Raw genomic sequence first — 22,896 nt, forward strand, 5'->3', positions numbered from 1 at the left:
GTCAGTATCGACCCGTCCGGATCTCTGCGGCCCCGCTCGTCCCTCGGTAATGTTCTGCACTTCCGGCGGGCCGGGGAGTGCTTGTGGGCGACTACGGGTTCGACATCGCGCTGGTCGCGGTGCTGGTGGTGCTCAACGCGGTGTTCGCGGGCAGCGAGATGGCGCTGATCTCGCTGCGCGAAGGGCAGTTACGGACCTTGGAACGAGACGGCCGCGCCGCCGCCCGGACACTGGTGCGGCTGGCGCGCGACCCGAACCGCTTCCTGGCGACCATCCAGATCGGGATCACGCTCGCCGGGTTCCTGGCCTCGGCGACGGCGGCGGTGTCCCTCGCCGAGCCCGTGGTGCCCCTCTTGGGTTTCCTCGGCAACGCCGCTCCAGCGGTGGCCGTCGCGCTGGTGACGATGGTGCTCACCTTCCTGACCCTGGTGCTCGGTGAACTCGCGCCCAAGCGGCTGGCCATGCAGAACGCGCTGCGATGGGCGTTGCTGGTGGCGCGTCCGCTGACGTGGTTGTCGGCGATCTCCCGGCCCGCGGTGTGGGCGCTGAGCGTGTCGACGAACTTCGTCGTGCGGATGCTGGGCGGACGCGCGGAAGCCGATCCGGACCAGATGTCACCCGAGGAGCTCCGCGAACTGGTGTCGGCGCAACGCGGGCTGAACGCCGAGCAGCGCATGATCATGAACGGGGCACTGGAGATCCACGAGCGAAGGCTGCGGGAAGTGCTCGTCCCCCGGCGTGCGGTGCTGACGCTCGCGGTGGAGCAAGACCTCGAATCGGCGCGAAGGCAGCTGGCCGATTCCGGCCACTCCCGGGCGCCGGTCGCCCGCGGCGGTCATCTGGACGACGTCATCGGCGTGGTGCACCTGCGTGATCTGCTCGACGACCGAGAAGAGCTCGCCGACGTGGTCAGACCGGCGGTGGTGTTCCCCGATTCGCTGCGGGTCTCCGACGCGTTGCGCGGCTTCAAGGCCGAGCGGGAGCAGATGGCGCTGGTCGTCGACGAACACGGCGCGGTCGCCGGAATGGTCACGCTGGAGGACCTGCTGGAGGAGATCGTCGGCGAGATCTACGACGAGACGGACCGGGACGTCCTGGCCGTACGGGACGGCCAGGACGGTTCCCTGGTGCTGCCCGGTACCTTCCCGGTGCACGACCTCGTCGACATCGGTGTCGAACTGCCGGACGCGCCGCCGGGGGAGTACGCGACGATCGCGGGACTGATTCTCGTGCTCCTCGGCCGGATCCCGGAGAAACCGGGTGACCGGGTGGTCGTCTCCGGGTGGACGGTCGAAGTGCTCGGCGTGGACCACCACGCGATCACGCGCGTAGCGCTGCGACGGGGAGCGCCGCACCGTGGACCGGACGCGGAGCGGTGAGTTGCGCCGGACGGCTTCGGTTGGCAGCGTGCCCGGTGTCCCACCACGAAGGAAAGGTATCCCGATGTCGCAGGACCAGCCGGATTTGAAGCCTCGTTCCCGCGACGTGACCGACGGCCTGGAGCGCGCGGCCGCGCGCGGCATGCTCCGTGCGGTCGGCATGGGCGACGACGATTTCGCCAAACCGCAGATCGGCGTGGCGTCGTCGTGGAACGAGATCACCCCGTGCAACCTGTCGCTGGACAGGCTGGCCAAGGCGGTCAAGAACGGCGTGCACGCGGGCGGTGGCTACCCGCTGGAATTCGGCACGATCTCGGTGTCCGACGGGATTTCCATGGGGCACGAGGGCATGCACTTCTCGCTGGTGTCGCGGGAGGTCATCGCGGACTCCGTCGAGACGGTGATGATGGCCGAGCGCCTGGACGGCTCCGTGCTCCTCGCGGGCTGCGACAAATCGCTGCCGGGCATGCTGATGGCCGCGGCCCGGCTCGACCTCGCCTCCGTTTTCCTTTACGCCGGTTCGATCATGCCCGGTCAGGTCGACGGCCGGGACGTCACGATCATCGACGCCTTCGAGGCCGTCGGCGCCTGCCTGGCCGGCAAGATCACCCGCGCCGAAGTGGACAAGATCGAGCGCGCGATCTGTCCCGGTGAGGGCGCCTGCGGCGGGATGTACACCGCCAACACGATGGCGTCGGTGGCCGAGGCACTCGGCATGTCACTGCCCGGTTCGGCCGCCCCGCCCGCCGTCGACCGGCGCCGTGACGGGTTCGCCCACCGGTCGGGGGAGGCCGTCGTCGGCCTGCTCCGCCAGGGCATCACCGCGCGGCAGATCATGACCATGGCGGCGTTCGAGAACGCCATCGCCGTCGTGATGGCGCTGGGTGGCTCGACCAACGCCGTCCTCCACCTGCTCGCGATCGCGCGTGAGGCCGAGGTCGACCTGCGCATCGACGACTTCAACCGCATCGGCGACAAGGTCCCGCACCTGGGTGATCTGAAGCCGTTCGGGAAGTACGTGATGAACGACGTCGACAAGGTCGGCGGCATCCCCGTGGTGATGAAGGCGCTGCTCGATGCCGGGCTCATGCACGGCGACGTGCTGACCGTGACCGGCAAGACGATGGCCGAGAATCTCGAAGGCATCGCGCCCGCCGGTCTCGACGGCGAGATCCTCCGCCCGCTCGACCGCCCGATCCACCAGACCGGCGGGCTGACCATCCTCAAGGGATCGCTCGCGCCGGAAGGCGCGGTCGTGAAGTCGGCGGGCTTCGACGAAACGACGTTCACCGGGACCGCGCGGGTCTTCGACGGCGAACGGGCCGCGCTCGACGCGCTCGCCGAGGGCCGGATCGTCGCCGGGGACGTCGTCGTCATCCGCTACGAAGGCCCGAAGGGCGGCCCAGGGATGCGGGAGATGCTCGCCATCACCGGCGCGATCAAGGGCGCCGGACTCGGGAAGGACGTCCTGCTCATCACCGACGGCCGGTTCAGCGGCGGCACGACCGGCCTCTGCGTCGGCCACATCGCGCCGGAAGCGGTCGACGCGGGACCGATCGCGTTCGTGCGGGACGGGGACCCGATCACGCTGGACGTCGCGAACCGGACCCTTGAAGTCGGGATCGACGACATCGAGGCGCGCCGGGAGGGCTGGACTCCGAAGACCCCGGCGTACACGCGCGGAGTGCTCGGCAAGTACGCGAAGGTCGTCCAGAGCGCCGCTCATGGAGCCGTGTGCGAGTAACCGCTGACTGCCGGACCTGGCGGATTTTGCCACGATCGGGTGATCAACACCGCGGAAAGGCCCGACTACGTAATTCACCCGATGTGCCCGTTACCCCGGAGTAGCAGACTCGGCGCCCCGACGATTCCCGCTGCTCCGGAGGTCGACGATGACCGCGTCCCTTGCTCCAGCCCGTTCCGCCGCCCTCGTGCTCGCCCGCGCCGTCGTCGACGGCGTCCGGCATGCCCTGCCCGAGCATGCCCCCCTGTTCGGCGCGCGCGCCACGGAGTTCGTCGCGTCGGTCCTGGAGCACGACGGCATGGCGTCCGCGCTGGGTATCGCCGCCGGAGCGGACGCCTTCCGGGAAGTGGGGGTCGCCGAGTACGCCGCCGGCAGGGAACTCGACCGGCTCTCCAGGGCCTACCACGCGGCCGGCCGGTGCGCGCTGCCCGTGCTGGCCTCGTTGTCGCGCCGGCCCGGGGCCGGACCGGGCTTGATGGACACCGGGGTGGAGGCGCTGCTGCGCTGCTCCGACGTCCTGACCCGGCTCTCCACCGCCGCCTACCGCGCCGCGCACACGCCTTCGGTGGCCGAATTGCGCCGCGACCTGCTGAAGGAGATCTTGAGCGGCCGCCCGCCCGCGAAGTGGGCGGGACTCGCGGCCGAGGCGGGCTGGGTGCCGCCCGCTCGCGTGGTCGCGCTCGCCGCGGAGCCCGGCGCGATCCGCGCCTCGTTCGGCCCGGAGGTGCTGGCCGACCTCACCGGCGAGTATCCGCATCTCCTCGTGCCCGACGACGTCGAGATCGGCGGCGTACTGGCGGGGGCGCGGGCGGCTGCCGGGCCGGCGGTGGCGCCCGCCGAAGCCGCGGTGTCCCTGCGGTGGGCCCGCCGGACGCTGGAGCTGGTCCGGCGTGAGGTGATCGAGGACGGCCCGCTCGTGCGCTGGTCGGACCATCTCACCACGCACTGGCTGTTCGCCGACGAGGTCCTCACGACCGCGCTCGTCGCGCGCAGCCTGGCGCCGTTCGCCCAGCTGCCGCCGAACGAGCGCACCAAGCTCGCCGAGACCCTCGAGGCGATGCTCGCCGCCCGTGGCGGTGCGCCCGAGATCGCGAACAACCTCGGCGTGCACCCGCAGACCGTCCGTAACCGCCTGCGCCGTCTGCGCGTGTTGTTCGGTGACCGCCTCGACGACCCGCGCGAGCGGCTCGATCTGCGGATCGCCTTGCGCGCGGAGCTGCTCACGCCCGCACCCGAGCCGGCGAAGCCTCTCACGCCGATCAGGGCGGCGTGACCGTCAGGCCTGCTCCGCGGTGCGGGTCACCCAGGTGGCGACCTGCACCCGGTTGGAGTAGCCGAGCTTGGTGAGGATGTGGTCGATATGCGTGTCCACGGTGCGCCTGGCGATGCCGAGCCGGTCGGCGATCTCCTGGTTGGTGAGCCCCTCGGCGATCACGTGCGCGATCTCGGTCTCGCGTTTGGTCAGTACCCGCGCGGCCTGTTTCCGCGGCTCGGGGGACCGTTCACCGAGGGCATACGCGATGGCGTCACCGGTGGACATCGCGGAGCCGTCGGTGAACTCCTTGACCGCGACCTCCCAGCCGAGCGCCGTCGTCACGACATCGACGTCGGCCTGCAGCGGCTCGGTGAACGCCTCGTAGCGGGTCGGCCACGCGCCGACCGTGCGCCAGACGTTCATCGCGGCGCCCTGCAGGATCGCGGCGCGGTTGGGCCGTCCGGTGCGGGCCGCGCAGCCCGCCATGACGGTGAGGGTGAAGCCGACGACGACGCGGTCGTCGACGCGGGCGTGCAGCCGCAGGATCTGCTCGCAGCAGCGGCCGGCCACCACGAAATCGCCCTGGAGGTACTCGGCGGCCGCACGCGACCACAGCGCCCAGCCCCGCCAGAAGACCTCGCCCCGGCGTTCGCAGCGCTCGACGGATTCGGTGAGCACCGTCCGGCCGCGGTCGATGTCGCCGTCCAGCCAGACGGCCAGCCCGTAGTTGTAGCTCGCCCAGATCTCCGCGCCTTCGTCGCCGTGGATACGGAAGAGGTCGATGGCCGCGCCGAACAGGCGCGCCGCCTCGGACATGTCGTTGCCGATCAGCGCGGCATAAGCGCGGACGTGCAGGACGTACGCGGCGGCGAGTTCGTCGCCGCTCGTCTCGGCTTCCGCGGCCGCCCTGTCCACCATGGACCGATGAGCGGACAGGTCTCCTTGCACCAAGGCCAGGAAACCGGACAACCACAACCCGTGCGCCCGCTCCGGGACACCCGGCGCCGCGGTCTCGTCGAGCCGGCGTACCCACATCCGGCCTTCGGTGTTCAGCCCGCGGACGATCCAGAACTCCTTGACGTCGCGCAGCATCCGCAGCCCGACGACCGCGTCTTCGGGAGCGCCCGCGCAGAAGTCGAGTGCGACGCGGAGGTTCGCGTGCTCGCGCCGCAACCGCGCGATCCAGGCCAGCTGATCGGTCTTCAGCCATTCCGCGGCGTACCGGGCGGAGAGTTCGGCGAACCAGTCCCGGTGCCGTTTCCGGAACTCCGTCGTCCCACCGGCCTCGCTCAGCCTGTCGGCGCCGTACTCGCGTACCGACTCCAGCATGCGGTACCGCACGCCGCCCGGGTACTCCTCCCGCAGCAGGATGGACTTGTCGAGCAGCCCGTCGACGACCTCGAGGACGTGTTCGCGCGGCAGGTCGCCGCCGGAACAGACCTCCTCGGCGGCGTCGAGGTCGAAACTGCCGGAAAACACCGACGCGCGTGCCCACAGCAGCCGTTCGGGACCGGTGCACAGCTCGTGGCTCCAGTCGATCAGCGCCCGCATCGTCTCGTGCCGTTCCGGGCGGCCGCGGCGATCCTTCGTGAGCACCGAGAACTGCCGGTCGAGCCGGTCGGCGAGCTGACGCAGGGACAGCACCAGCGCGCGGACCGCGGCCAGTTCGATGGCCAGCGGCAGCCCGTCGAGTCGGCGGCACAGCCGGATCAGCGGTTCGGTGTCGGATTCGGTGAGCCGGAACGACGGCGCCACCGCGGTCGCGCGGTCCACGAACAGCCGCACGGACTCGTAGTTCACCGCGCGCTCGAAGGAGTCGCCCTGTTGCGGCACCGCCAGTGGCGGCACCGGCAGGATCCGTTCGCCCGCGACGCCGAGGGACTGCCTGCTCGTGGCCAGCACGGACACCTGGGGGCACTCCCGCACCACGGTGTCGGCGAACCGGGCGCAGCTCTCGACCAGGTGCTCGCAGTTGTCCAGGACCAGCAGTAACCGGCTCTCCCGCAGCGCTTCGACGACGACGTCGATGGCCGGTTTCGCCGAACGGTCGCCGAAGCCGAGCACGTTCGCCACGGTCGGTACCAGCAACGCGGGTTCGCGCAGTTCGGCCAGCGACACGAACGCGACGTCGTCGGCGGTCGCCTCCCGGTGCGCCGTCGCGATCCGCCACGCGAGCCTTGTCTTCCCGACGCCGCCCGGGCCGGTCAAGGTGACCAGCGACGCCGCTTCCAGCAGGCGCCGCGCCTCACCGGTCTCGGCGTCACGGCCTACGTAGCTGGTCACTTCGGCGGGTTCGGCCGACCACCCCGAAAGCAAGCCGACTCCGTCCGCCATGCACTCTCCCGCGATCGACCAGGTCCGCGTTCTCCGTCCGAAGTAGACGGAAAACGCCCGGCTGCGGATCCTAGCGGACCGGCGTTCCTTCAGCGGGACACTTGTTCGCCGCGCTCGTGCGCCCAGCCTGCCAGCACCACGCCAGCGGCGGTGAGCAGCGAAAAGACGATCAACCTGCCGCCCCACTCGCCGGGTACCCAGTCGAACGCTCCCCACAACTGGGTGGCGGAATGGTCGAAGAGACCGCGGATGGCGGCCTGCGCGAAGACGGCGATCACCACCATCCCGAGCACCCGCAGCCCCGGATAGCCGCCCTTGGCCATGCCCTCTACCTCCTGTTTCGCGATAAGGGCTCAGCTTCGCGCAGGATGGACGACGACCACATCGGCATCGCGTCGCTTCTGGTGTTCGACCAAAGTCGACCCCGGCCGCGACCGAGGTCGGGGCCGGAATCGTCCGGTGTCCGGCTGCGTCGCCGGGCGCGGGCCGACCATGATGGGCCGGTGATCACCGACGCCCAACCGCCCCTGCGCCCCTGGCAGCAGGCCTGGCGTTTGCTGGCGGCGGCCGCACTGGGGATGGTGCTCTGGATCCTCACCGCGGCGCAACTCCCGCCGGGCTCGGCTGACCCGAGGATCCAGTGGCTGATCACCGGTGATCCGCTGGTGGCCCTCGTCTGCCTGGCCGTGCTGCCGTGGCGCCGCCGGTTCCCGGTCGTGGTCGCGATGGCGGTCATCCTCCTCGCGACGGTTTCGGTGGTGGCCGGTGGCGCCGCGATGTACGCCCTCGGCTCGCTCGCCACCCGGCGGCGACCGGTGGAAACGTCGGTCGCGGCGCTGCTCTGCGTGGTCACCGCGATGCCGACTTTCGGGCTCTACCCCAGCCGTGACGCGCCGGCACCGCTGTGGCTCATGCTCGGCGTCTCCGTCCTGGCCGTGGGCATCGTGGTGGCCGTGGGTGCCGCCGTCGGGGCACGCCGGGAGGAACTGCGTTCCCTGCGGGCACGGGCCGAGAGCGCGGAACGCGAGCAGGCCGCGCGGTCGGCCGAGGCGAGGATCCTGGAGCGGCACCGGATCGCCCGCGAAATGCACGACGTCCTCGCGCACCGGGTCTCGCTGGTCGCCATGCAGGCCGGCGTACTGGGTCATCGCACAGACCTGCCCGCCGACCAGGTCGCGGAACTGGCCCGCGGCATCGCCGACGGCTCTCATCAGGCGCTGGAGGAACTGCGCGACGTCCTCGGCGTGCTCCGGGCGGGTCCCGAAGGCCTGGAACCACCGCAACCCTCGTTCGCCGATCTGCCCGCCCTCGTCGCGGACGCGCGGGGGCTGGGACTGGAGGTCACCTTGACGGCCACGACCGACGGCTCGCCGCCCGACGCGATCGCGAGGACCGTGTACCGGATCGTCCAGGAAGGGCTGACCAACGTGGGCAAGCACGCGCCGGGAGCCCGGGTCGCGGTCACCGTCGAAGGCGGGCCGGGTGCCGGGCTGCGGGTGACCGTCCGGGATTCCGGTGCGTCGCTGGCGGTCGCGGGTCCGCCCGCCTCGGGATTCGGCCTGCTCGGTCTCGCCGAGCGGGTCGCGCTGGCCGGCGGTCAGCTCGACCATCACGCCGATCCCGGTGGCGGGTTCGTCCTCGCCGCGCGGCTGCCGTGGCCGGTCCGCGAAGGGAGCGAGTGAATGGACAGCGAGCGGGTGCGGGTCGTGCTCGTCGACGACGAACACCTGGTACGGATGGCGCTGCGGCTCATCGTCGACGGCGAACCGGACCTCGTCGTGGTCGGGGAGGCCGCCGAGGGGGACGCCGCGGTCACCGTGGTGGGCGAGCAGCGGCCCGACGTCGTCCTGATGGACGTCCGGATGCCGGGGCGGGACGGGCTGAGCGCGACCGAGGAGATCCTCCGCCTTCCGGATCCGCCCGCGGTGCTGGTGCTGACCACGTTCGACACCGACGAGATGGTGCTGGGCGCGTTGCGGGTCGGCGCGCTCGGGTTCGTCCTCAAGGACACCCCGCCACCACGGATCCTGGAAGCCGTGCGCACGGTCGCCGCCGGGGAACCCGCGCTTTCGCCCGCCGCCACGGCCCGGCTGATCGCCGCCGCCACCGGACCGCGCTCGTCCGACGCGCGCCGGGCGTCCCGCGACCAGGCGCGTGCCCTGCTGGCCACGCTCACCGACCGTGAACGCGAGACCGCGTGCGCCATCGCCGAGGGGCTCTCCAACACCGATGTCGCGCGGCGGCTCGACATCACCGTCGCGACGGTGAAGGCCCACACCAGCAACATGCTCGCCAAACTCGGCGTCGAGAACCGGGTCCAGATCGCCCTGCTGGTCCGCGACGCCGAGAGCTGACCGGATGCGCCGGAACTTTTTCCGGCACGCTGTCGAAATCCGCCGGTTCCCGGACGACGCAGTGTCGAAAGCAGATCGGAACGACCAAGGAGAAACCAAATGCGCACCCTGATCGTCACCGCGTTCGTCTCGCTCGACGGCGTCGTCGAGGCTCCCGGCGGGGAGCCGGGCTATCGCAACTCCGGCTGGACCTTCAACGGCATCGAGTTCGATGAATCCGCCTACGAACTCAAGGGCCGTGAGCAGGGCGAGGCCACCGCGATGATGATGGGCCGGGTCAGCTACCAGGCGTTCTCGCCGGTGTGGCCGGAGATGACCGTGGAGTTCGCCGGATACAACGCGATGCCGAAGTACGTCGTTTCGACCACGCTGCGGGAGGAGGATCTGGTCGACAACTGGGGTGAGACCACGATCCTGCGTTCGCTGGACGACGTCGCCGCGGTCAAGGAGACCGAGGGCGGGCCGATCATCGTCCACGGCAGCGCGGAGCTGAACCGGAACCTCGCCGACGCCGGCCTCGTCGATCGCTACCACCTGCTGCTGTTCCCGGTCCTGCTCGGCGCGGGCAAGAAGCTGTTCAGCGACACCGACAAGGACAAGCAGGGCCTCAAGCTCGTCGAGAGCGAGGCTTACCGCAACGGTGTGCAGAAGCTGGTCTACGACGTCGTCCGCTGAGCCTGCCGCGAGTCAGCGGGTCAGCGGGTGGGACAGGGCCAGGAAAGCCGGACGCTGGTGCCGGTGGGCGTGCTCGTCACGGAGGCCTCCGGGGCGAAGGCGCGGATGATCGGCAGGCCGCGCCCGCCGTCCGAGCGGTGCCCGTCGCGCCAGCGGCCCTCGTCGGCGACGGTGACCACGATGGAGCCGTCGACGTACGTGGCGGTGATCGTCATGACGTTGTCGTCGGTCCCGTCCGGGTAGGCGTGCTTGACGACGTTGGTCATCGCTTCGTAGGCGGTGAGCTTGAGGTCCTCGGCCAGTTCACGGGGCAGACCCCGGTCGAGTGCCCAGGTCGCCAGGACGTCCCGCAACGCGGCGGCCTCTGCGGGAACGGCGGCGACCTCGCGGACCAGCTCGTCAGGACTCTGGCGCACCGGCTCGTCGATCGGCATCACGGGACTTCTCCTCCTCGTCCGCCGCGGTCGACGACCGCCGGATCCACCGCCCAGGTTAAGGCAACACCCGGATCCGCGGCGCGAGTGCCGCGCGGCTGGGGGCCGTAATCCGATATCTTCGGAACTCTCGGTGTTCCGATCGTGAGGGAGTGTGACGGTGACGAGCGGAGACTGCGACATCAAGGAGGTTCCCTTCTCGGTGACGGTCGCCAGGCCCCACGGCACACAGGTCGTCATTTCGGTGGCGGGGGAGATCGACATGACGACGTCAGAGGACCTCAAAGAGACCTTCGAGGAGGCGCTGGAACCCGTGCCCGGCAGGCTCGTCGTCGACCTCGAACGCGTGGAATTCTGCGATTCCACCGGACTGGCCACCCTGGTCCGGATCAACGACCGGTGCGGCAGCCGGGGGGTCGGCCTGAGTTTCCTGCCTTCCCCCACGATCCGGCGTCTCGCGCAGAAGACGGGCCTCTCCACGTTGCTGCCGCTCGCCGGAGCCTGAGCGGGCCGCGGGTCAGGGATTGCGCGCGGGCACGGCCTTCGGTACTTCGCGGACCGCGGCGGCGAGGTGCCGGTACAGGGGGATGTGGGCGTCGACACCGAAAAGGTGCAGCAGCCGCAGCACCGGATGGGTGCACGCTACGACTCCGGTAGCCCGGCGTTCGGTGCGAGCGCGGGCGGCGGACGATTCGATGACCCGGAGCCCGGCGACGCCGAGGAAAGTGACCTCGGTCAGGTCGATGATCGTGGTGGCGGGGAGACTGCCCCGCAGTGCGCGTTCGAGCCGTCCCGCCGTGGCGAGGTCGATCTCGCCGGCGGCCGAGACGACGAGCAGGTCGTCACTCCATCGGATCCGGCGGACGCGCATCAGGTGCTCGTCGGACGGGCGGGGCCGCGGAACGGAGACACGGAGGACGGTCCGGACGGCGGGGCCGTGGCGGCTTCCTCGGGGGAACGGAAGTCGGTCGATCATGGGAAGTCTCCCGGATAGCCGGGGACGAGACGGACAACGGGTAAGCCTGCACAACGGCTGCGCAAGTGAACTCGCCGCCGCGTCGCCCGTCGAAAATTCGTGGGCCGCGGACATGCGGGTCGTTCATGCGGGCTGGTGGACTCAACCTCACGTACCTGTCACGGTACGCCGCTCACAGCGCGTGGCAATACCGCGAGGGTGAACAACGCATGATCCCCGGCGGCGCATGATCACGCTTCGAGGGCTTTTTCCCAGGTCAGTCCCCACTTTTCCAGTGGATGCAACGCGTCGAGAAGTTGTTCCCCCAATGGTGTCAGTCGGTAACCGTCTTCACCGGTTTCGACGATCAGGGCTTCGGTGAGCTCACCGAGCCGCGTCGCGAGCACGCTCGAGGACATGCGCTCGCAGCGACGCTGGAGTTCGCGGAAGCCGGCCCCGCCGTGGCGCAGTTCCCAGATCACCCGCAGCGTCCATCGCCGTCCCAGGAGGTCGAGCGCGGCCATGAGAGGGCGGCCCGTTTCGGAGCCGCGGACCGGCCGTCCGGGGCGCGGGTGCGGGTCTTCGGGCATGACATCCCCTTGTGCTTCGGCTTTCGAAGCAGCATAGTGGTTCGAAAAGAGAAGCACTTGAGGTGGTCATGGCCCGGATCGCACCGCTCGCCCCGCCCTACGAGGCACACGTCGAAGAAGCACTGCGCACATGGATGCCGCCCGGTGTCGCGCACGACCCGCCGGCCCTGTTCCGCTTGCTGCAGCATCACCCGGATTTGGCTTCGCGCATGCGCGTCCTGGGCGCCGGTTTGCTCGCGCACGGAGAATTACCTGCCCTGGACCGGGAAATCGTCATCGCCCGGGTCACCGCGCGCTGCGGCTGCCGGTACGAATGGGGCGTCCACGCCGCGGTTTTCGCCTCGGCCGTCGGGCTCACGCCGGAGCAGGTCGAAGCGACCGTGTCGGGCGGTTCCGGGCATCCGGCCTGGTCCGGACGTCAGCGCGCGCTGATCGTCGCCGTCGACGAACTCCATGACACGGCGACGGTTTCCGATGACGCATGGACCGCGCTCGCCGAGCACTACCCGGCCGGACAGCTCCTGGAATTCCTCGTGCTCGCCGGCTGGTACCGCACGATCGCCTACGTGGCCAACGGCGTCCTCCTCGAAGGGGAACCGTGGGCAGTCCCGTACCCACCGGACAGCGCCTAGCGCCGAGGCGAGCCGACTTCCCGTGTGCCGTCCCGTTCCTGTTTCGGGGCCTTCCACGCGGCGAACGCGCACGAAAACGCCGCCACGAAGCCGGCCGCGGTGAGTGTCCCGGCCCAGACGGCACCGGTGCTGACGAGGAGGTAGAGCTGTACCACGGCGGTGCCTGTGTAGACGACCGCCAGACCCAGCCACAGCCGTTGCGTCATCATCTCCCGTCTCCGTTCCCCAGGTATCGCCTCCATCGCGGCTGGAGGGGATGGGGTTACAGGAAGACCTTTCCGGGATTGAGGATTCCGTGCGGATCGAGCGCGCGTTTGACCGCGCGGTGCATTTCGAGCACCGCGGGACCGAGCTCACGGGTGAGCCCCGCTTGCTTCAACAGGCCGACGCCGTGCTCGCCGGTGACCGTGCCGCCGAGGTCCAGCGCGCCGGAGATGATGTCCTCGAAGGCCGCTTGCGCCGCCTTCCTCGCGTTCTCGTCGCCGGGTGGTGTGACGAGCAGCGGATGCAGGTTGCCGTCGCCGACGTGCGCGACGTTGGCGATCACGACGTCGTGCCGCCGGGCGGCGGCGTCGATCCGCGCGAGCATCTCGGGCACCGCCTGCGTCGGCACGCAGACGTCCTCGGTGAGCACCGGCCCGAGCCGTTCCAGCGCCGGGTAGGCCAGCCGGCGGGCGGCGAACAGCGCGTTGGCCTCGGTCTCGTCGGAGGATTGGGCGGCCCAGGTCGCTCCGGCGTTCTCGAAGCATTCGAGCAGAACGGCGGCCTCGTGCTCGCCCAGCGCGCCGGGGGTGTCGGTGCGGCCGAGCAGCACGACGTTCGCGTCCGCGCTCAGCCCCATGTTCTTCCAGGCGTCCACCGCCGCGAGACAGTGCCTGTCGACCAGTTCGAGCGCGGAGGGCACCACCCCTCGCGCGGCCACCGCGGCAGCGGCTTCGCCCGCCGCGACCGTGGTGTCGAAATATCCGGCGACGGTCCGCTCCGGGCCGCGCGCGGGCCGGAGCCGGACGGTGATCTCGGTGAGCACCCCCAGCGTGCCCTCGGAGCCGACCATGAGCCCGGCGAGGTCGTAACCCGCGACGCCCTTCGCCGTGCGGCGGCCGAGCCGGACGAGCTCGCCGGTGCCGGTCACCACCTGCAGGCCGAGCACGTAGTCACGGGTGACGCCGTACTTCATGCAGCACACGCCGCCCGCGTTGGTCGCCACGTTGCCGCCGATGGTCGACCACGGCGAACTGGCCGGGTCCGGCGGATACCACAGCCCGCGCTCCGCACACGCGGCGCCGAGATCGTCGTTGACCACGCCGGGTTCGACGACCGCGAACCGCTCTCGTTCGTCGATCTCCTTGATCGCGGTGAGCTTGTCGGTGACGAGGATGACGCAGCCGTCGAGAGCGTTCGCGCCGCCGGACAGGCCGGTGCCCGCGCCGCGGGTGACCAACGGGACGCGATGACGCAGGCAGAGCCGTACCACCGCCTGGACCTCTTCGGCGGTGTGCGGGCGGATCGCGGCGACCGGTGTGCCGTGCGGCGCCCACTCGGCTTCGTCGTGGGCGAAGCTCCGCAGGACGTCCGGGTCGCGGACAAGACGGTCCGGCGGGAACCCGGCGACCAGATCATCGATCATCATGGTCCTCACGCTAAGTGGCGCGCGTGGTGACAAGGGTGGGAACCGTCATTTCCACTCACGAGTACCAGCCGGACGACCATGCCCGGAAACTCGGGCGCGGCCGGTTTCCCCACTTGGCTCCCCGTGAGGCGGGTCGAGGCACGCCCGTTTGCCTTAGCCTTCAGTAGAACCCGAATCGCCACTCACGACCCTCCGGACCGAAGCGCTCCCGCCCTTAGGGGCGTGTCATGATGTCCGCGAACTCGATCGGCAAAGCGAACGATTCGCCGTCCGGTCGTACGGTTTGTCGAACGACGCGGGAGAAGTGGTGGAGAACGAGACACCCTCGATCCGGGACATGCTGGCGGTCAACCTGCGCGTGGCCAGGACGGCGAGAGGGCTCTCCCTGTCGGAGTTGTCCCGGCGCTCGGGTATCGGCAAGGCGACGCTGTCGCAGCTGGAGTCCGGCGGTGGCAATCCGACCATCGAAACCGTGTTCAGTCTGTCCAGGGTGCTGGAGGTGGCGATCTCCGATCTGCTCGATCACCGGGCGGGCGGTGCGCTCACCGTGGTGCGCGGTGCCGACGTCGAGGTGCTCCGCGGGGAGGGCGTCGATCTTCGTCCGCTGCGGCGGATCGAGACCGGTGACGGCGTCTTCGAGGTGTACGACCAGGTGGTCCGCGGTGGCGCGCCGCAGCGGTCGCAGGGGCATGTCGGCATCGAACACACCGTCGTGCAGTCGGGCTCGCTGCGCGTCGAGGTGGCCGGTCGGACCGTCGACGTCGGCCCGGGGGACTACGTCGCCTTCGACGCCCGTGAGCCGCATTGCTATACCGCTGCCGAAGGGCCGGTGCATTCGGTTCTGCTGCTGCAATACCGCGCAGACGAACGGCTCGACGGCAAGCCGCATCCGGTACTGAAGGGCTGACCGCCGGGCAGGGGATTGACACTTCTCCTGACCGCGACCTACCCTCCGATCGTTCGCTTTATCGAACACTGGAGGGCCGTTGAACCGAACGCGCGTGGTCGTTCTCGGCGCGGGTATCGTCGGCGCCGCTTGTGCCCGTGAGCTGAGCCTGGCGGGCTTCGACGTCGTGGTCGTGGATCGCGGCCGTCCGGCCGGGGGCACCACGTCGCACGGTGAGGGCAACGTCCTCGTCTCCGACAAGGGACCGGGCGCCGAACTCGAACTCGCGAAGCTTTCGGCTCTGCTGTGGCCGCGAGTGGTCGCCGAGATCGCCGACGAGGACGCACGCGCGGCGTCGGCGATCGAGTACGACCCCAAAGGCGGCATCGTGGTCGCCACCACCGGCGAGGGTGCTCGCGCCCTCGCCGCGTTCGCCGAGACCCAGACCGGTGCCGGAGTGCGCGCTGAACCGTTGTCACACAAGGAACTCGCTGAAGTCGAACCCGCGCTGACCCGCGAGGTGACCACCGCTTTCCGCTATCCGGAGGACGCTCAGGTCCAGCCCGCCGGCGCGGCGTTGGCGCTGCTGGGTTCCGCGTTGCGGCACGGCGCCCGGTTGCGATCCGGGACCGAGGTCGTCGGAGCTGTCGTCCGCGATGGATCGATCACCGGTGTCCGCGTGCCCGGTGAGGTCATCGAGGCAGACGTCGTCGTGAACGCCGCGGGCCCGTGGGCCGGGCAGGTGTCGGCGCGCCTCGGTGCCCCGATCGCGATCCGCCCCCGCCGGGGCGAGGTGCTGGTGACCACCCCGATGCCCGGTGTGGTTCGGCACAAGGTCTACGACGCCGATTACGTCGGCGCGGTCGGCGCCGATTCGGGCGACTTACAGACTTCCGCCGTCGTGGAGTCGACGTGGGGCGGCACCGTGCTGATCGGCTCGTCACGCCGCCGGGTGGGTTTCGACGACGCCATCCGCCCCGACGTGCTGAGCGCCATCGCGGTCAAGGCGCTGCGGCTGTTCCCGGCGCTCGCCGACGCCGCGGTGATGCGGGCCTACGGCGGTTTCCGGCCCTATGTGGACGATCATCTCCCGGTGCTCGGCGAAGATCCGCGGCTGGGAAACCTGTGGCACGCCACCGGCCACGAAGGCGCCGGTATCGGGTTGAGCGTCGGCACCGCCCGGTTGCTGCGCGAACTGCTCACCGGGACGGAGCCCGCGATGGGCGTCGAAGAGTTCACGGTGGACCGTCCGGCGGTACTGGCCGGGGTGGCGGCGTGAGCGGCCGGTTGCTGCCGCGTGACCGGGACCCGGCCGGCCGTACCGACCGGCCGATCCGGATCACCGTCGACGGCGAACCGGTGGCCGGGATCGCGGGCCAGAGCGTGGCTGGCGTGCTGCTCGCCGCCGGCCGGATCTCCTGGCGCACCACCCGGGCCGGCGCGCCACGTGGCGTGTTCTGCGGAATCGGTGCCTGCTTCGACTGCCTGCTCACGGTCAACGACGTGCCCGACGTCCGCGCGTGCCGCCGTCCGGCCGCCGACGGCGACCAGATCCGCACCCAGTCCCGGGAGGAGGGCGCGTGAGCGGGCACGTGGTGATCGTCGGTGCCGGACCCGCCGGGCTCGCGGCGGCCGAGCACGCGCTGCGGGCCGGTGCCCGCGTCACCGTGCTGGACCAGGCGGACGCCCCTGGCGGTCAGTACCACCGGACGTTGCCCGAGGCCTACGCGGCGCGGCATCCGGACCGGGTCCAGCACGGCTGGGCCGGCTTCGACCGGCGCCGGCGCGTGCTCACGCATCCGCGCTGCCGATGGTGGCCCGGCGCCACCGTCTGGGCGTTCGATCGCGTGGAGCACCGGCTGCACGTGCTGCGGGGGCAGCCTGACGGCAGTGGACGGCGGAGGCTGGCCCTCGAACCGGACGCGCTGATCCTGGCGACCGGCGCGCACGATCGCACCCTGCCGTTCCCCGGCTGGGAACTGCCCGGCGTGTACACCGCGGGCGCGGCGCAGGCGCTGGCCAAGGGGGAGCGGGTCGCGATCGGCGAGCGCGTGCTCGTCGCCGGGGCCGGGCCGTTCCTGCTGCCGGTCGCGGAATCGCTGCTGGGCGTCGGGGCGGAGGTGGTCGCCGTGCTGGAGGCCAACCCGTTCGCCACCGTCCGAAAAGGATGGTCGGCTCGGCCGTGGCAGTTGGCCGCGCATACCGGCAAGGCAGGCGAGCTGGCCCGCTATGCCCTCACCCTGGCCCGCCACCGCGTCCCGTACCGGCTGGGCCGGGCCGTGATCGAAGCACGCGGCGCCGGCAAGGTCCGCGAGGTGGTGACCGCGAAGGTCCGCGCGGACTGGTCGGTCGTCGCCGGTACCGAGCGGACGTACGAGGTCGACGCGGTCTGTGTCGGACACGGCTTCGTCCCGCAGCCCGAATTGGCCGTCGCGGCGGGTTGTGTCCTCGACGGTGGTTTCGTCCGGGTCGACGGCGAGCAACGGACCACAGTGGACGGTGTCTTCGCCGCGGGCGAGATCACCGGGATCGGCGGCGCGGTCACCGCCGCCGCGGAAGGCGCGGTGGCCGGATGCGTCGCCGCGGGCGGAGAGCCGCCGACGGCACTGCTCCGCGCCCGTGACCGGGCCCGGGCTTTCGCCGAACGGCTCGCCGCGGCTCATCCGATCGGCGCGGCGTGGCCCGCCTGGCTACGGGAAGACACGATCGTCTGCCGCTGTGAGGAAACGACGTACGGCGAACTGAGCCGCGCCACCCGTGAATCCGCCTGTCCGGGCCCGCATGCGCTCAAACTCGGCACCCGCGCCGGGCTCGGCCCGTGCCAGGGCCGGATGTGCGGCCCCGCGGTGGCCGAACTCTGCGGTGCCGCTGAACGACATCACCGTCCGATCGCCCAGCCCGTCCGGCTCGGCGAGCTCGCCGCCCGAACCGAAGGAGATCCTGAATGAGCAGCCCCGACCTCGGCGGTGTCGTCGTCGCGACCGCCCTCCCGTACCGGGCGAACGCCTCGGCGCCCGCCGGGCTGGCCGTGGATTACGACGCCTACGCCGCGCACTGCCGGTGGCTGGTCGACAACGGCTGCCGGGGCGTCGGCCCGAACGGCTCCCTCGGCGAATACTCCTCGCTGACCGACGAGGAACGCCGTCGGGTCGCCCGGACCGCGATCGAAACCGTGGGCGACGACGGGATCGTCGTCGTCGGTGTGCACGGGCCCGGGTCGCATCAGGCGCGGCGGTGGGCCGAGGCCGCGGCCGAGGACGGCGCCGACGGCCTGCTGTGCCTGCCACCCACGATGTACCGGGCCAACCGCGGCGAGGTGCTCGCCCACTTCGAGGCGGTGGCGTCGGTCGGCCTGCCGGTGATGGTCTACAACAACCCCATCGACACCAAGGTGGACCTGACCCCGGCTCTGCTGGCCGAGATCGCGGCGATCGACAACGTGGTGGCGGTGAAGGAGTTCTCCGGTGACGTCCGGCGGGTGCTGGAGATCCGCGAGCAGGCATCGGGCCTGGACGTGATCAGCGGCGCCGACGACGTCGTGCTGGAAAGCCTGCTGATGGGCGCGACCGGCTGGTTCGCCGGATTCCCCAATGTGTTCCCCGCCGAATCGGCGCGCCTGTTCGAACTGGCGACGGCCGGTGAACTCGAGAAGGCCAGGGCGCTCTACGAACCGCTGGTGGCCGCGTTCCGCTGGGACTCGCGCACCGAGTTCGTGCAGGCGATCAAGCTCGGCATGGACCTCGTCGGCCGCTACGGCGGGCCGTGCCGTCCGCCGCGCGGGCCGCTGACCGGCGAGCACCGCGATCAGGTCACCGCCGACATGCGGCGCGCGCTCGCCTCGCTGGGGGTGGAGTAGATGCGGTCGATCCGGTCGATCACCGCGGTCGACTCCCATACCGAAGGCATGCCGACCCGGGTGGTGACCGGCGGGGTCGGGCTCATCCCCGGCGACACCATGGCCGAACGCCGCCGGTATTTCATGGCGCATCTCGACCGGCTCCGGCAGTTCCTGATGAACGAACCGCGCGGCCATTCCGCGATGAGCGGCGCGATCCTGCAACCGCCGACCCGGCCGGACGCCGACTGGGGCGTGGTCTACATCGAGGTGTCGGGCTGCCTGCCGATGTGCGGGCACGGCACGATCGGGGTGGCGACCGTGCTGGTGGAGACCGGCATGGTCGAGGTGACCGAACCGAAGACCGTGGTGCGCCTGGACACCCCGGCCGGGCTCGTGCACGCCGAGGTTTCGGTGCGGGACGGCCGCGCGGAACGCGTCAAGCTCCGCAACGTCGCGTCGTTCCTGGCCGAGCGTGACGCCGTCGTCGAGGTGCCCGGGCTCGGGGAGGTGCGCTACGACCTGGCCTACGGCGGGAACTTCTACGCGATTCTCGAACTGTCCCAAGTGGACATCCCGTTCGACCGGGCGGAGAAGGACCGGATCCTCGGCGCGGGGCTCGACATCATGGCGGCGATCAACGAGCAGCGTCCGCCCAAGCATCCGGCCGATCCGCTGATCGGCGGCTGCAAACACGTCCAGTTCCTCGCGCCGGGGTCGGACGCCCGCGCTTCGCGGAACGCCATGGCGATCCATCCTGGCTGGTTCGACCGGTCGCCCTGCGGCACCGGCACTTCCGCCCGGATGGCTCAGCTGCACGCCCGCGGCGAGTTGCCGCTGCACACGCCGTTCGAGAACAGCTCGTTCATCGGCACCACCTTCACCGGGGAACTGGTCGAGGAGACCACCGTCGGCGGCGTTCCCGCCGTGGTGCCGGAGTTCTCCGGTCGCGCCTGGATCACCGGCAACGCCACCTACCTGCTCGACCCGGACGACCCGTTCCCCGCCGGGTTCGTCCTTTGACCCACGCGTTTCGTCCTCTAGATGCGGTAGATGCACACGCAACCACCGCAAGTAGAGGACGAAACGCGGTCAGCCGGAGACCACGGTCCCGCCCTGGATGACGTGCCGGAACTTCTCCGGTTCGGCCAGGACACCGATGTCCGCGAGCGGATCGCGGTCGACGACGAGCAGATCCGCGTACGCGCCCGGGGCCAGCGTGCCGATCTCGCCGGTCAGGTTCAGCAGGTCCGCGGCGGTCGACGTCGCCGACCGGAGGACGTCGATCGCGGGCTGCACCTCGCCGCGCAGCCGGAATTCGTGGTTCTGGTGCCGGTGCATCCCGCCGAGGAGGTCGCTGCCGTACACCAGCTTCACCCCGCCACGAGCGGCGCGGTCCAGGGCGGCCATCCCCGCGCCGAGTACCTCGTCGACCTTGCGCCAGCTGGATTCCGGGAGCCCGTGCTCGCGTCCTTCCTCCTTCAGCGCCCAGTACGTGACCAGGGTGGGCACGAGATACGCGTCGTGCCGGAGGAACAGTTCGACACTGAGATCGTCGATCAGGTTGCCGTGCTCGATCGACCGCACTCCCAGTTCCAGCGCGCGGTTCACGGCGCGTGCGGTGTAGGCGTGCGCGGCGACGTAACGATTGGCCGCTTCCGCCTCCTCGACGATCGCGCGCAGTTCGCCGGCGGAATACTGCGTCGAATCGATCCGGTCGGTGGGGGAGGCGACGCCGCCGGAGGCCATCACCTTGATGTGGTGCGCTCCCTTGCGGAGTTCGTCGCGCGCGGCCGCGCGGACCGCGTCGACGCCGTCGGCGAGCCTGCCGAGACCCGCGCAGCACGGGTGGTCGTCGCTGGCGTTGGCGCCGCGGGTCCGGCTGTCGCCGTGCCCGCCGGTCTGGCTCAGCGCGCGTCCGCAGAACAGCAGTCGCGGGCCGCGGAACAAGCCTTCGGCCTGCGCGTCGGCGAGGCCGTAGTCCGCACCGGAGGCGTCGCGGACCGTGGTGAAGCCGCGGTCCAGCATCCGGCTCATCGTGCGGGCGCTGTGCGCGGCCACATAGGACGGTGACGACGAGGGGAGCGACCCGAGATCCGCCGTCGAGGCCGTCACGTGCACGTGGGCGTCGACCAGACCGGGCAGCACGACGGCGCCGCGCAGGTCCTCGGTCCGGACGTCACCGGCGGTGAGACCCGGGCCGATCTCGACGATGCGGCCGTCCTCGCACCGGAGGTCTCCCTCGGCGTACTCGCCCTTGGCCGGGTCGAGCAGCCGGGCGTTGCGCAGCAGCAGTGATCCGTTCATCGCGTCTCCAGGATTTCGCGCAGAGCCGGGACCGCCAACGGTGCCAGGGAACGGGCCGCGTCGACCGAATCGTCGTCGTAGCTGCCTTCCGCGTCGAGGATGTTGAGGACACCCAGTGTGCGGCCGTCGTCCACCACCGGCACGTTGATCACCGCGCCGCAGCCCAGCCGGTCGATGAGTTCATGGTCGGCGAAGATCTCCCGTACCGCCGCGCTGTCCGGACCGAAGTAGGGTTCTTGCCCGGTGATGCACCGGTCCAGCCAGCCCGCGGCCACCTCGACGGTCTTCTCACCGCCCACCGGGTACTCCGCGGGATGGCTGCTGTGCACGCGCCGCAGCGCTCGCCGTTCGGGCATCCACGCCAGCACGGTGAACAGGCGCGCGCCGATCGTCGCGCGGGTCTTGTCCTCCACAGTGGACAGTGACACGGTCACTTCGTCATCTCCTTCGCGGTCTTCACGGGCGCGCCGTGTTCGGTCAGTTCCTCCAATGAGCGGCCGGCGGTGGACAGGCCGAACACGACCACGCACACCACCCCGGCCGCCAGGACGGCGGTGGTGAGGCCGAAGACTCCGGCGAAGCCGAGGCTCGCCGCCGACAGGCCGATGATCGTCGGGGCCAGGATGCTGCCCACCCGGCCGAACGCGCTGGACAGCCCGGTCCCGCTGGCGCGGATCCAGGTCGGGAACACCTCGGGGGTGTAGGAGTAGACGCCGGCGTAGGTGCCGTTGAGGAAGAACGACAGCACCGCCCCGGCGAGGGTGATCGACCACGGCGCGTCCATCTGGCTCAGCCAGAACGCGCTCACCGCGGAGCCCGCCAGGTACAGCGCGATGGTGTGCTTGCGGTCGAGCCGTTCGGAGAGCCAGGCGGCGGAGAAGTAGCCGGGAATCTGGGCGAGGTAGATGATGATCGAGAACTCGAAGCTCTTGGTCACCGTGATCCCGCGCTGGACGAGCAGCGTCGGGATCCAGGAGAAGAAGCCGTAGTAGGAGAACGTGATCACGAACCAGACGGTCCAGATCACCGCCGTCCGGCGCGCCATCGCGGGGCTCCAGAGGAACTTCAGCGCGCTGAGGAGGTTGACCTTCGGCGTCTCCGTCGCGGGCTGGGCATCGGTCTCGGCGACCGCGGGAAGTGCTCGCCCTGTCGCCTTTTCGACGTCCCGCTCGAGTTTGTCGACGATCTTCTCCGCCTCCGCGTGCCGCCCGTTCGCGACGAGGAACCGCGGTGATTCGGGCAGAGACCGGCGCCACCACAGCAACATGACGATCGGCAACGCGGTGATCAGCTGGGCGACCCGCCAGCCCTCCGGCACCGTGGGGACGACGAAGCGCCCGATCAGCGCGGCGGCCACGAACCCGAACGAGAAGAACCCGGCCAGCGCGCCGACGAACCAGCCGCGTCGTTTGGCGGGGACGAACTCCGACAGGAACGGGGCGATGATCGCGCTTTCGGCGCCCGCGCCCGCTCCGGCCAGCACCCTGGCGCCCAGGAAGATCTCGTAATCGGGGGAGAAGGCGGCGAGCACCGAGAACACGGCGTAGAAGGCCAGCGCGTACATCATGACCTTCTTGCGGCCGATGCGGTCGCCCAGCAGTCCGGCGGCGATCGCGCCGAAGAGGAAGCCGAACGGCGTCGCCGAACCGATCAGCCCGAGCTGTCCGTTGTCGAGGTCCCAGGCCGCTTTCGCGCTCGGCAGGAGGAAGGCGACCACGGCGGAGTCCATCCCGTCGAAGGTGTACCCGAGTCCGCCGATGAGCAGGAGTTTGTAGTGGGGACGGCTCAACGGGAGCCGGTCCAGCCGGGCCAGAAGCGTCATGGGGAACGCCTTCCGTGTGCGGGCGACGAAGAGTGCGGACAACGTATACTGCGTTTCAGCAAAA

24 protein-coding genes are annotated in these 22,896 nt (G+C 70.6%); 14 read left to right on the forward strand and 10 right to left on the reverse strand.

The annotated features are described in order from the left end of the window. Positions 1-83: 83 nt before the first annotated feature. The 3 genes from AVL48_RS00745 (at position 84) to AVL48_RS00755 (ending at position 4,396) form a co-directional block, all read left to right on the forward strand. Positions 84-1,379 (forward strand): hemolysin family protein, encoded by a 1,296-nt coding sequence (locus tag AVL48_RS00745; protein ID WP_061982962.1) that lies wholly within the window; start codon positions 84-86, stop codon positions 1,377-1,379. A 64-nt stretch (positions 1,380-1,443) separates the two neighbouring features. Continuing rightward, entirely contained in the window at positions 1,444-3,123 is a 1,680-nt protein-coding gene (gene ilvD, locus AVL48_RS00750) for a dihydroxy-acid dehydratase (protein WP_061982961.1), read from the forward strand. Positions 3,124-3,271: 148 nt separating this feature from the next. Beyond that, positions 3,272-4,396 carry a helix-turn-helix domain-containing protein gene (locus tag AVL48_RS00755; RefSeq protein ID WP_061982960.1) on the forward strand — a complete coding sequence of 375 codons (1,125 nt, stop codon included), beginning with the start codon at positions 3,272-3,274 and terminating at the stop codon, positions 4,394-4,396. 3 nt (positions 4,397-4,399) lie between these two features. On the opposite strand, the gene AVL48_RS00760 is transcribed toward AVL48_RS00755, so the two are convergent. Together AVL48_RS00760 and AVL48_RS00765 are read right to left on the reverse strand one after the other, a co-directional pair. Then, entirely contained in the window at positions 4,400-6,712 is a 2,313-nt protein-coding gene (locus AVL48_RS00760; RefSeq protein ID WP_061982959.1) for a LuxR C-terminal-related transcriptional regulator, read from the reverse strand. A gap of 89 nt (positions 6,713-6,801) precedes the next feature. Further along, positions 6,802-7,035 carry a hypothetical protein gene (locus AVL48_RS00765; RefSeq protein WP_061982958.1) on the reverse strand — a complete coding sequence of 78 codons (234 nt, stop codon included), beginning with the start codon at positions 7,033-7,035 and terminating at the stop codon, positions 6,802-6,804. Positions 7,036-7,080: 45 nt separating this feature from the next. Between AVL48_RS00765 and AVL48_RS00770 the strand changes: the two genes are divergently transcribed. The 3 genes from AVL48_RS00770 to AVL48_RS00780 all read left to right on the forward strand — a co-directional run bounded on the left by AVL48_RS00770 (position 7,081) and on the right by AVL48_RS00780 (position 9,741). Then, positions 7,081-8,394, forward strand: a complete 1,314-nt coding sequence (locus AVL48_RS00770) for a sensor histidine kinase (protein WP_143104911.1) — start codon at positions 7,081-7,083, stop codon at positions 8,392-8,394. Beyond that, positions 8,395-9,066: a response regulator gene (locus AVL48_RS00775; RefSeq protein ID WP_061982957.1), complete on the forward strand. Its 672-nt coding sequence runs from the start codon at positions 8,395-8,397 to the stop codon at positions 9,064-9,066. 99 nt (positions 9,067-9,165) lie between these two features. Then, a complete protein-coding gene (locus AVL48_RS00780; RefSeq protein WP_061982956.1) occupies positions 9,166-9,741 on the forward strand; it encodes a dihydrofolate reductase family protein in 576 nt (191 codons plus the stop codon). Between the two features lie 20 nt (positions 9,742-9,761). On the opposite strand, the gene AVL48_RS00785 is transcribed toward AVL48_RS00780, so the two are convergent. Beyond that, positions 9,762-10,175, reverse strand: a complete 414-nt coding sequence (locus AVL48_RS00785; protein WP_061982955.1) for an ATP-binding protein — start codon at positions 10,173-10,175, stop codon at positions 9,762-9,764. Between the two features lie 160 nt (positions 10,176-10,335). On the opposite strand from AVL48_RS00785, the gene AVL48_RS00790 reads away from it, so the two are divergent. Continuing rightward, positions 10,336-10,680, forward strand: a complete 345-nt coding sequence (locus AVL48_RS00790) for an STAS domain-containing protein (RefSeq protein WP_244162433.1) — start codon at positions 10,336-10,338, stop codon at positions 10,678-10,680. Between the two features lie 12 nt (positions 10,681-10,692). Here AVL48_RS00790 and AVL48_RS00795 read toward each other — a convergent pair whose 3' ends face one another. Beyond that, positions 10,693-11,151: an STAS domain-containing protein gene (locus tag AVL48_RS00795; RefSeq protein ID WP_061982953.1), complete on the reverse strand. Its 459-nt coding sequence runs from the start codon at positions 11,149-11,151 to the stop codon at positions 10,693-10,695. 230 nt (positions 11,152-11,381) lie between these two features. Further along, complete coding sequence (locus AVL48_RS00800) at positions 11,382-11,720, reverse strand: winged helix-turn-helix transcriptional regulator (RefSeq protein ID WP_061982952.1); 339 nt, start codon at positions 11,718-11,720, stop codon at positions 11,382-11,384. A 68-nt stretch (positions 11,721-11,788) separates the two neighbouring features. Between AVL48_RS00800 and AVL48_RS00805 the strand changes: the two genes are divergently transcribed. Further along, positions 11,789-12,352 carry a carboxymuconolactone decarboxylase family protein gene (locus AVL48_RS00805; RefSeq protein ID WP_061982951.1) on the forward strand — a complete coding sequence of 188 codons (564 nt, stop codon included), beginning with the start codon at positions 11,789-11,791 and terminating at the stop codon, positions 12,350-12,352. On the opposite strand, the gene AVL48_RS00810 is transcribed toward AVL48_RS00805, so the two are convergent. Both AVL48_RS00810 and AVL48_RS00815 read right to left on the reverse strand, forming a co-directional pair. Continuing rightward, positions 12,349-12,561 (reverse strand): hypothetical protein, encoded by a 213-nt coding sequence (locus AVL48_RS00810; RefSeq protein WP_061982950.1) that lies wholly within the window; start codon positions 12,559-12,561, stop codon positions 12,349-12,351. The two genes, AVL48_RS00805 and AVL48_RS00810, sit on opposite strands and share 4 nt — an antisense overlap. Before the next feature lie 53 nt (positions 12,562-12,614). After that, positions 12,615-13,982, reverse strand: coding sequence for an FAD-binding oxidoreductase (locus AVL48_RS00815; RefSeq protein ID WP_061982949.1), 1,368 nt, complete (start codon positions 13,980-13,982; stop codon positions 12,615-12,617). A 307-nt stretch (positions 13,983-14,289) separates the two neighbouring features. Between AVL48_RS00815 and AVL48_RS00820 the strand changes: the two genes are divergently transcribed. From AVL48_RS00820 to AVL48_RS00845, 6 genes are all read left to right on the forward strand, one after another. Then, the gene (locus tag AVL48_RS00820; RefSeq protein ID WP_061982948.1) at positions 14,290-14,889 is read left to right on the forward strand and encodes a helix-turn-helix domain-containing protein; all 600 of its coding nucleotides are present in this window, start codon (positions 14,290-14,292) and stop codon (positions 14,887-14,889) included. A gap of 79 nt (positions 14,890-14,968) precedes the next feature. Beyond that, on the forward strand, positions 14,969-16,147 hold the full coding sequence (locus AVL48_RS00825) for an NAD(P)/FAD-dependent oxidoreductase (protein WP_061982947.1): 1,179 nt from the start codon (positions 14,969-14,971) through the stop codon (positions 16,145-16,147). Further along, the gene (locus tag AVL48_RS00830; RefSeq protein ID WP_061982946.1) at positions 16,144-16,452 is read left to right on the forward strand and encodes a (2Fe-2S)-binding protein; all 309 of its coding nucleotides are present in this window, start codon (positions 16,144-16,146) and stop codon (positions 16,450-16,452) included. The genes AVL48_RS00825 and AVL48_RS00830 overlap by 4 nt, the downstream gene beginning before the upstream one ends. Then, on the forward strand, positions 16,449-17,816 hold the full coding sequence (locus AVL48_RS00835) for an FAD/NAD(P)-dependent oxidoreductase (protein ID WP_061982945.1): 1,368 nt from the start codon (positions 16,449-16,451) through the stop codon (positions 17,814-17,816). The genes AVL48_RS00830 and AVL48_RS00835 overlap by 4 nt, the downstream gene beginning before the upstream one ends. Continuing rightward, positions 17,813-18,724: a dihydrodipicolinate synthase family protein gene (locus tag AVL48_RS00840; RefSeq protein ID WP_061982944.1), complete on the forward strand. Its 912-nt coding sequence runs from the start codon at positions 17,813-17,815 to the stop codon at positions 18,722-18,724. Before AVL48_RS00835 ends, AVL48_RS00840 begins: the two co-directional genes overlap by 4 nt. After that, the gene (locus AVL48_RS00845; protein WP_061982943.1) at positions 18,725-19,726 is read left to right on the forward strand and encodes a proline racemase family protein; all 1,002 of its coding nucleotides are present in this window, start codon (positions 18,725-18,727) and stop codon (positions 19,724-19,726) included. Positions 19,727-19,795: 69 nt separating this feature from the next. On the opposite strand, the gene AVL48_RS00850 is transcribed toward AVL48_RS00845, so the two are convergent. Genes AVL48_RS00850 through AVL48_RS00860 form a run of 3 tightly spaced genes read right to left on the reverse strand, consistent with a single transcriptional unit; the run spans position 19,796 to position 22,832 of the window. Beyond that, a complete protein-coding gene (locus tag AVL48_RS00850; protein WP_061982942.1) occupies positions 19,796-21,010 on the reverse strand; it encodes a metal-dependent hydrolase family protein in 1,215 nt (404 codons plus the stop codon). After that, positions 21,007-21,444 carry a GAF domain-containing protein gene (locus tag AVL48_RS00855; protein ID WP_061982941.1) on the reverse strand — a complete coding sequence of 146 codons (438 nt, stop codon included), beginning with the start codon at positions 21,442-21,444 and terminating at the stop codon, positions 21,007-21,009. The genes AVL48_RS00850 and AVL48_RS00855 overlap by 4 nt, the downstream gene beginning before the upstream one ends. Further along, positions 21,441-22,832 carry an MFS transporter gene (locus AVL48_RS00860; RefSeq protein WP_061982940.1) on the reverse strand — a complete coding sequence of 464 codons (1,392 nt, stop codon included), beginning with the start codon at positions 22,830-22,832 and terminating at the stop codon, positions 21,441-21,443. The genes AVL48_RS00855 and AVL48_RS00860 overlap by 4 nt, the downstream gene beginning before the upstream one ends. Between the last annotated feature and the right edge of the window lie 64 nt (positions 22,833-22,896).

The sequence above is a fragment of the Amycolatopsis regifaucium genome (genome assembly GCF_001613935.1).
Lineage (GTDB): Bacteria > Actinomycetota > Actinomycetes > Mycobacteriales > Pseudonocardiaceae > Amycolatopsis > Amycolatopsis regifaucium.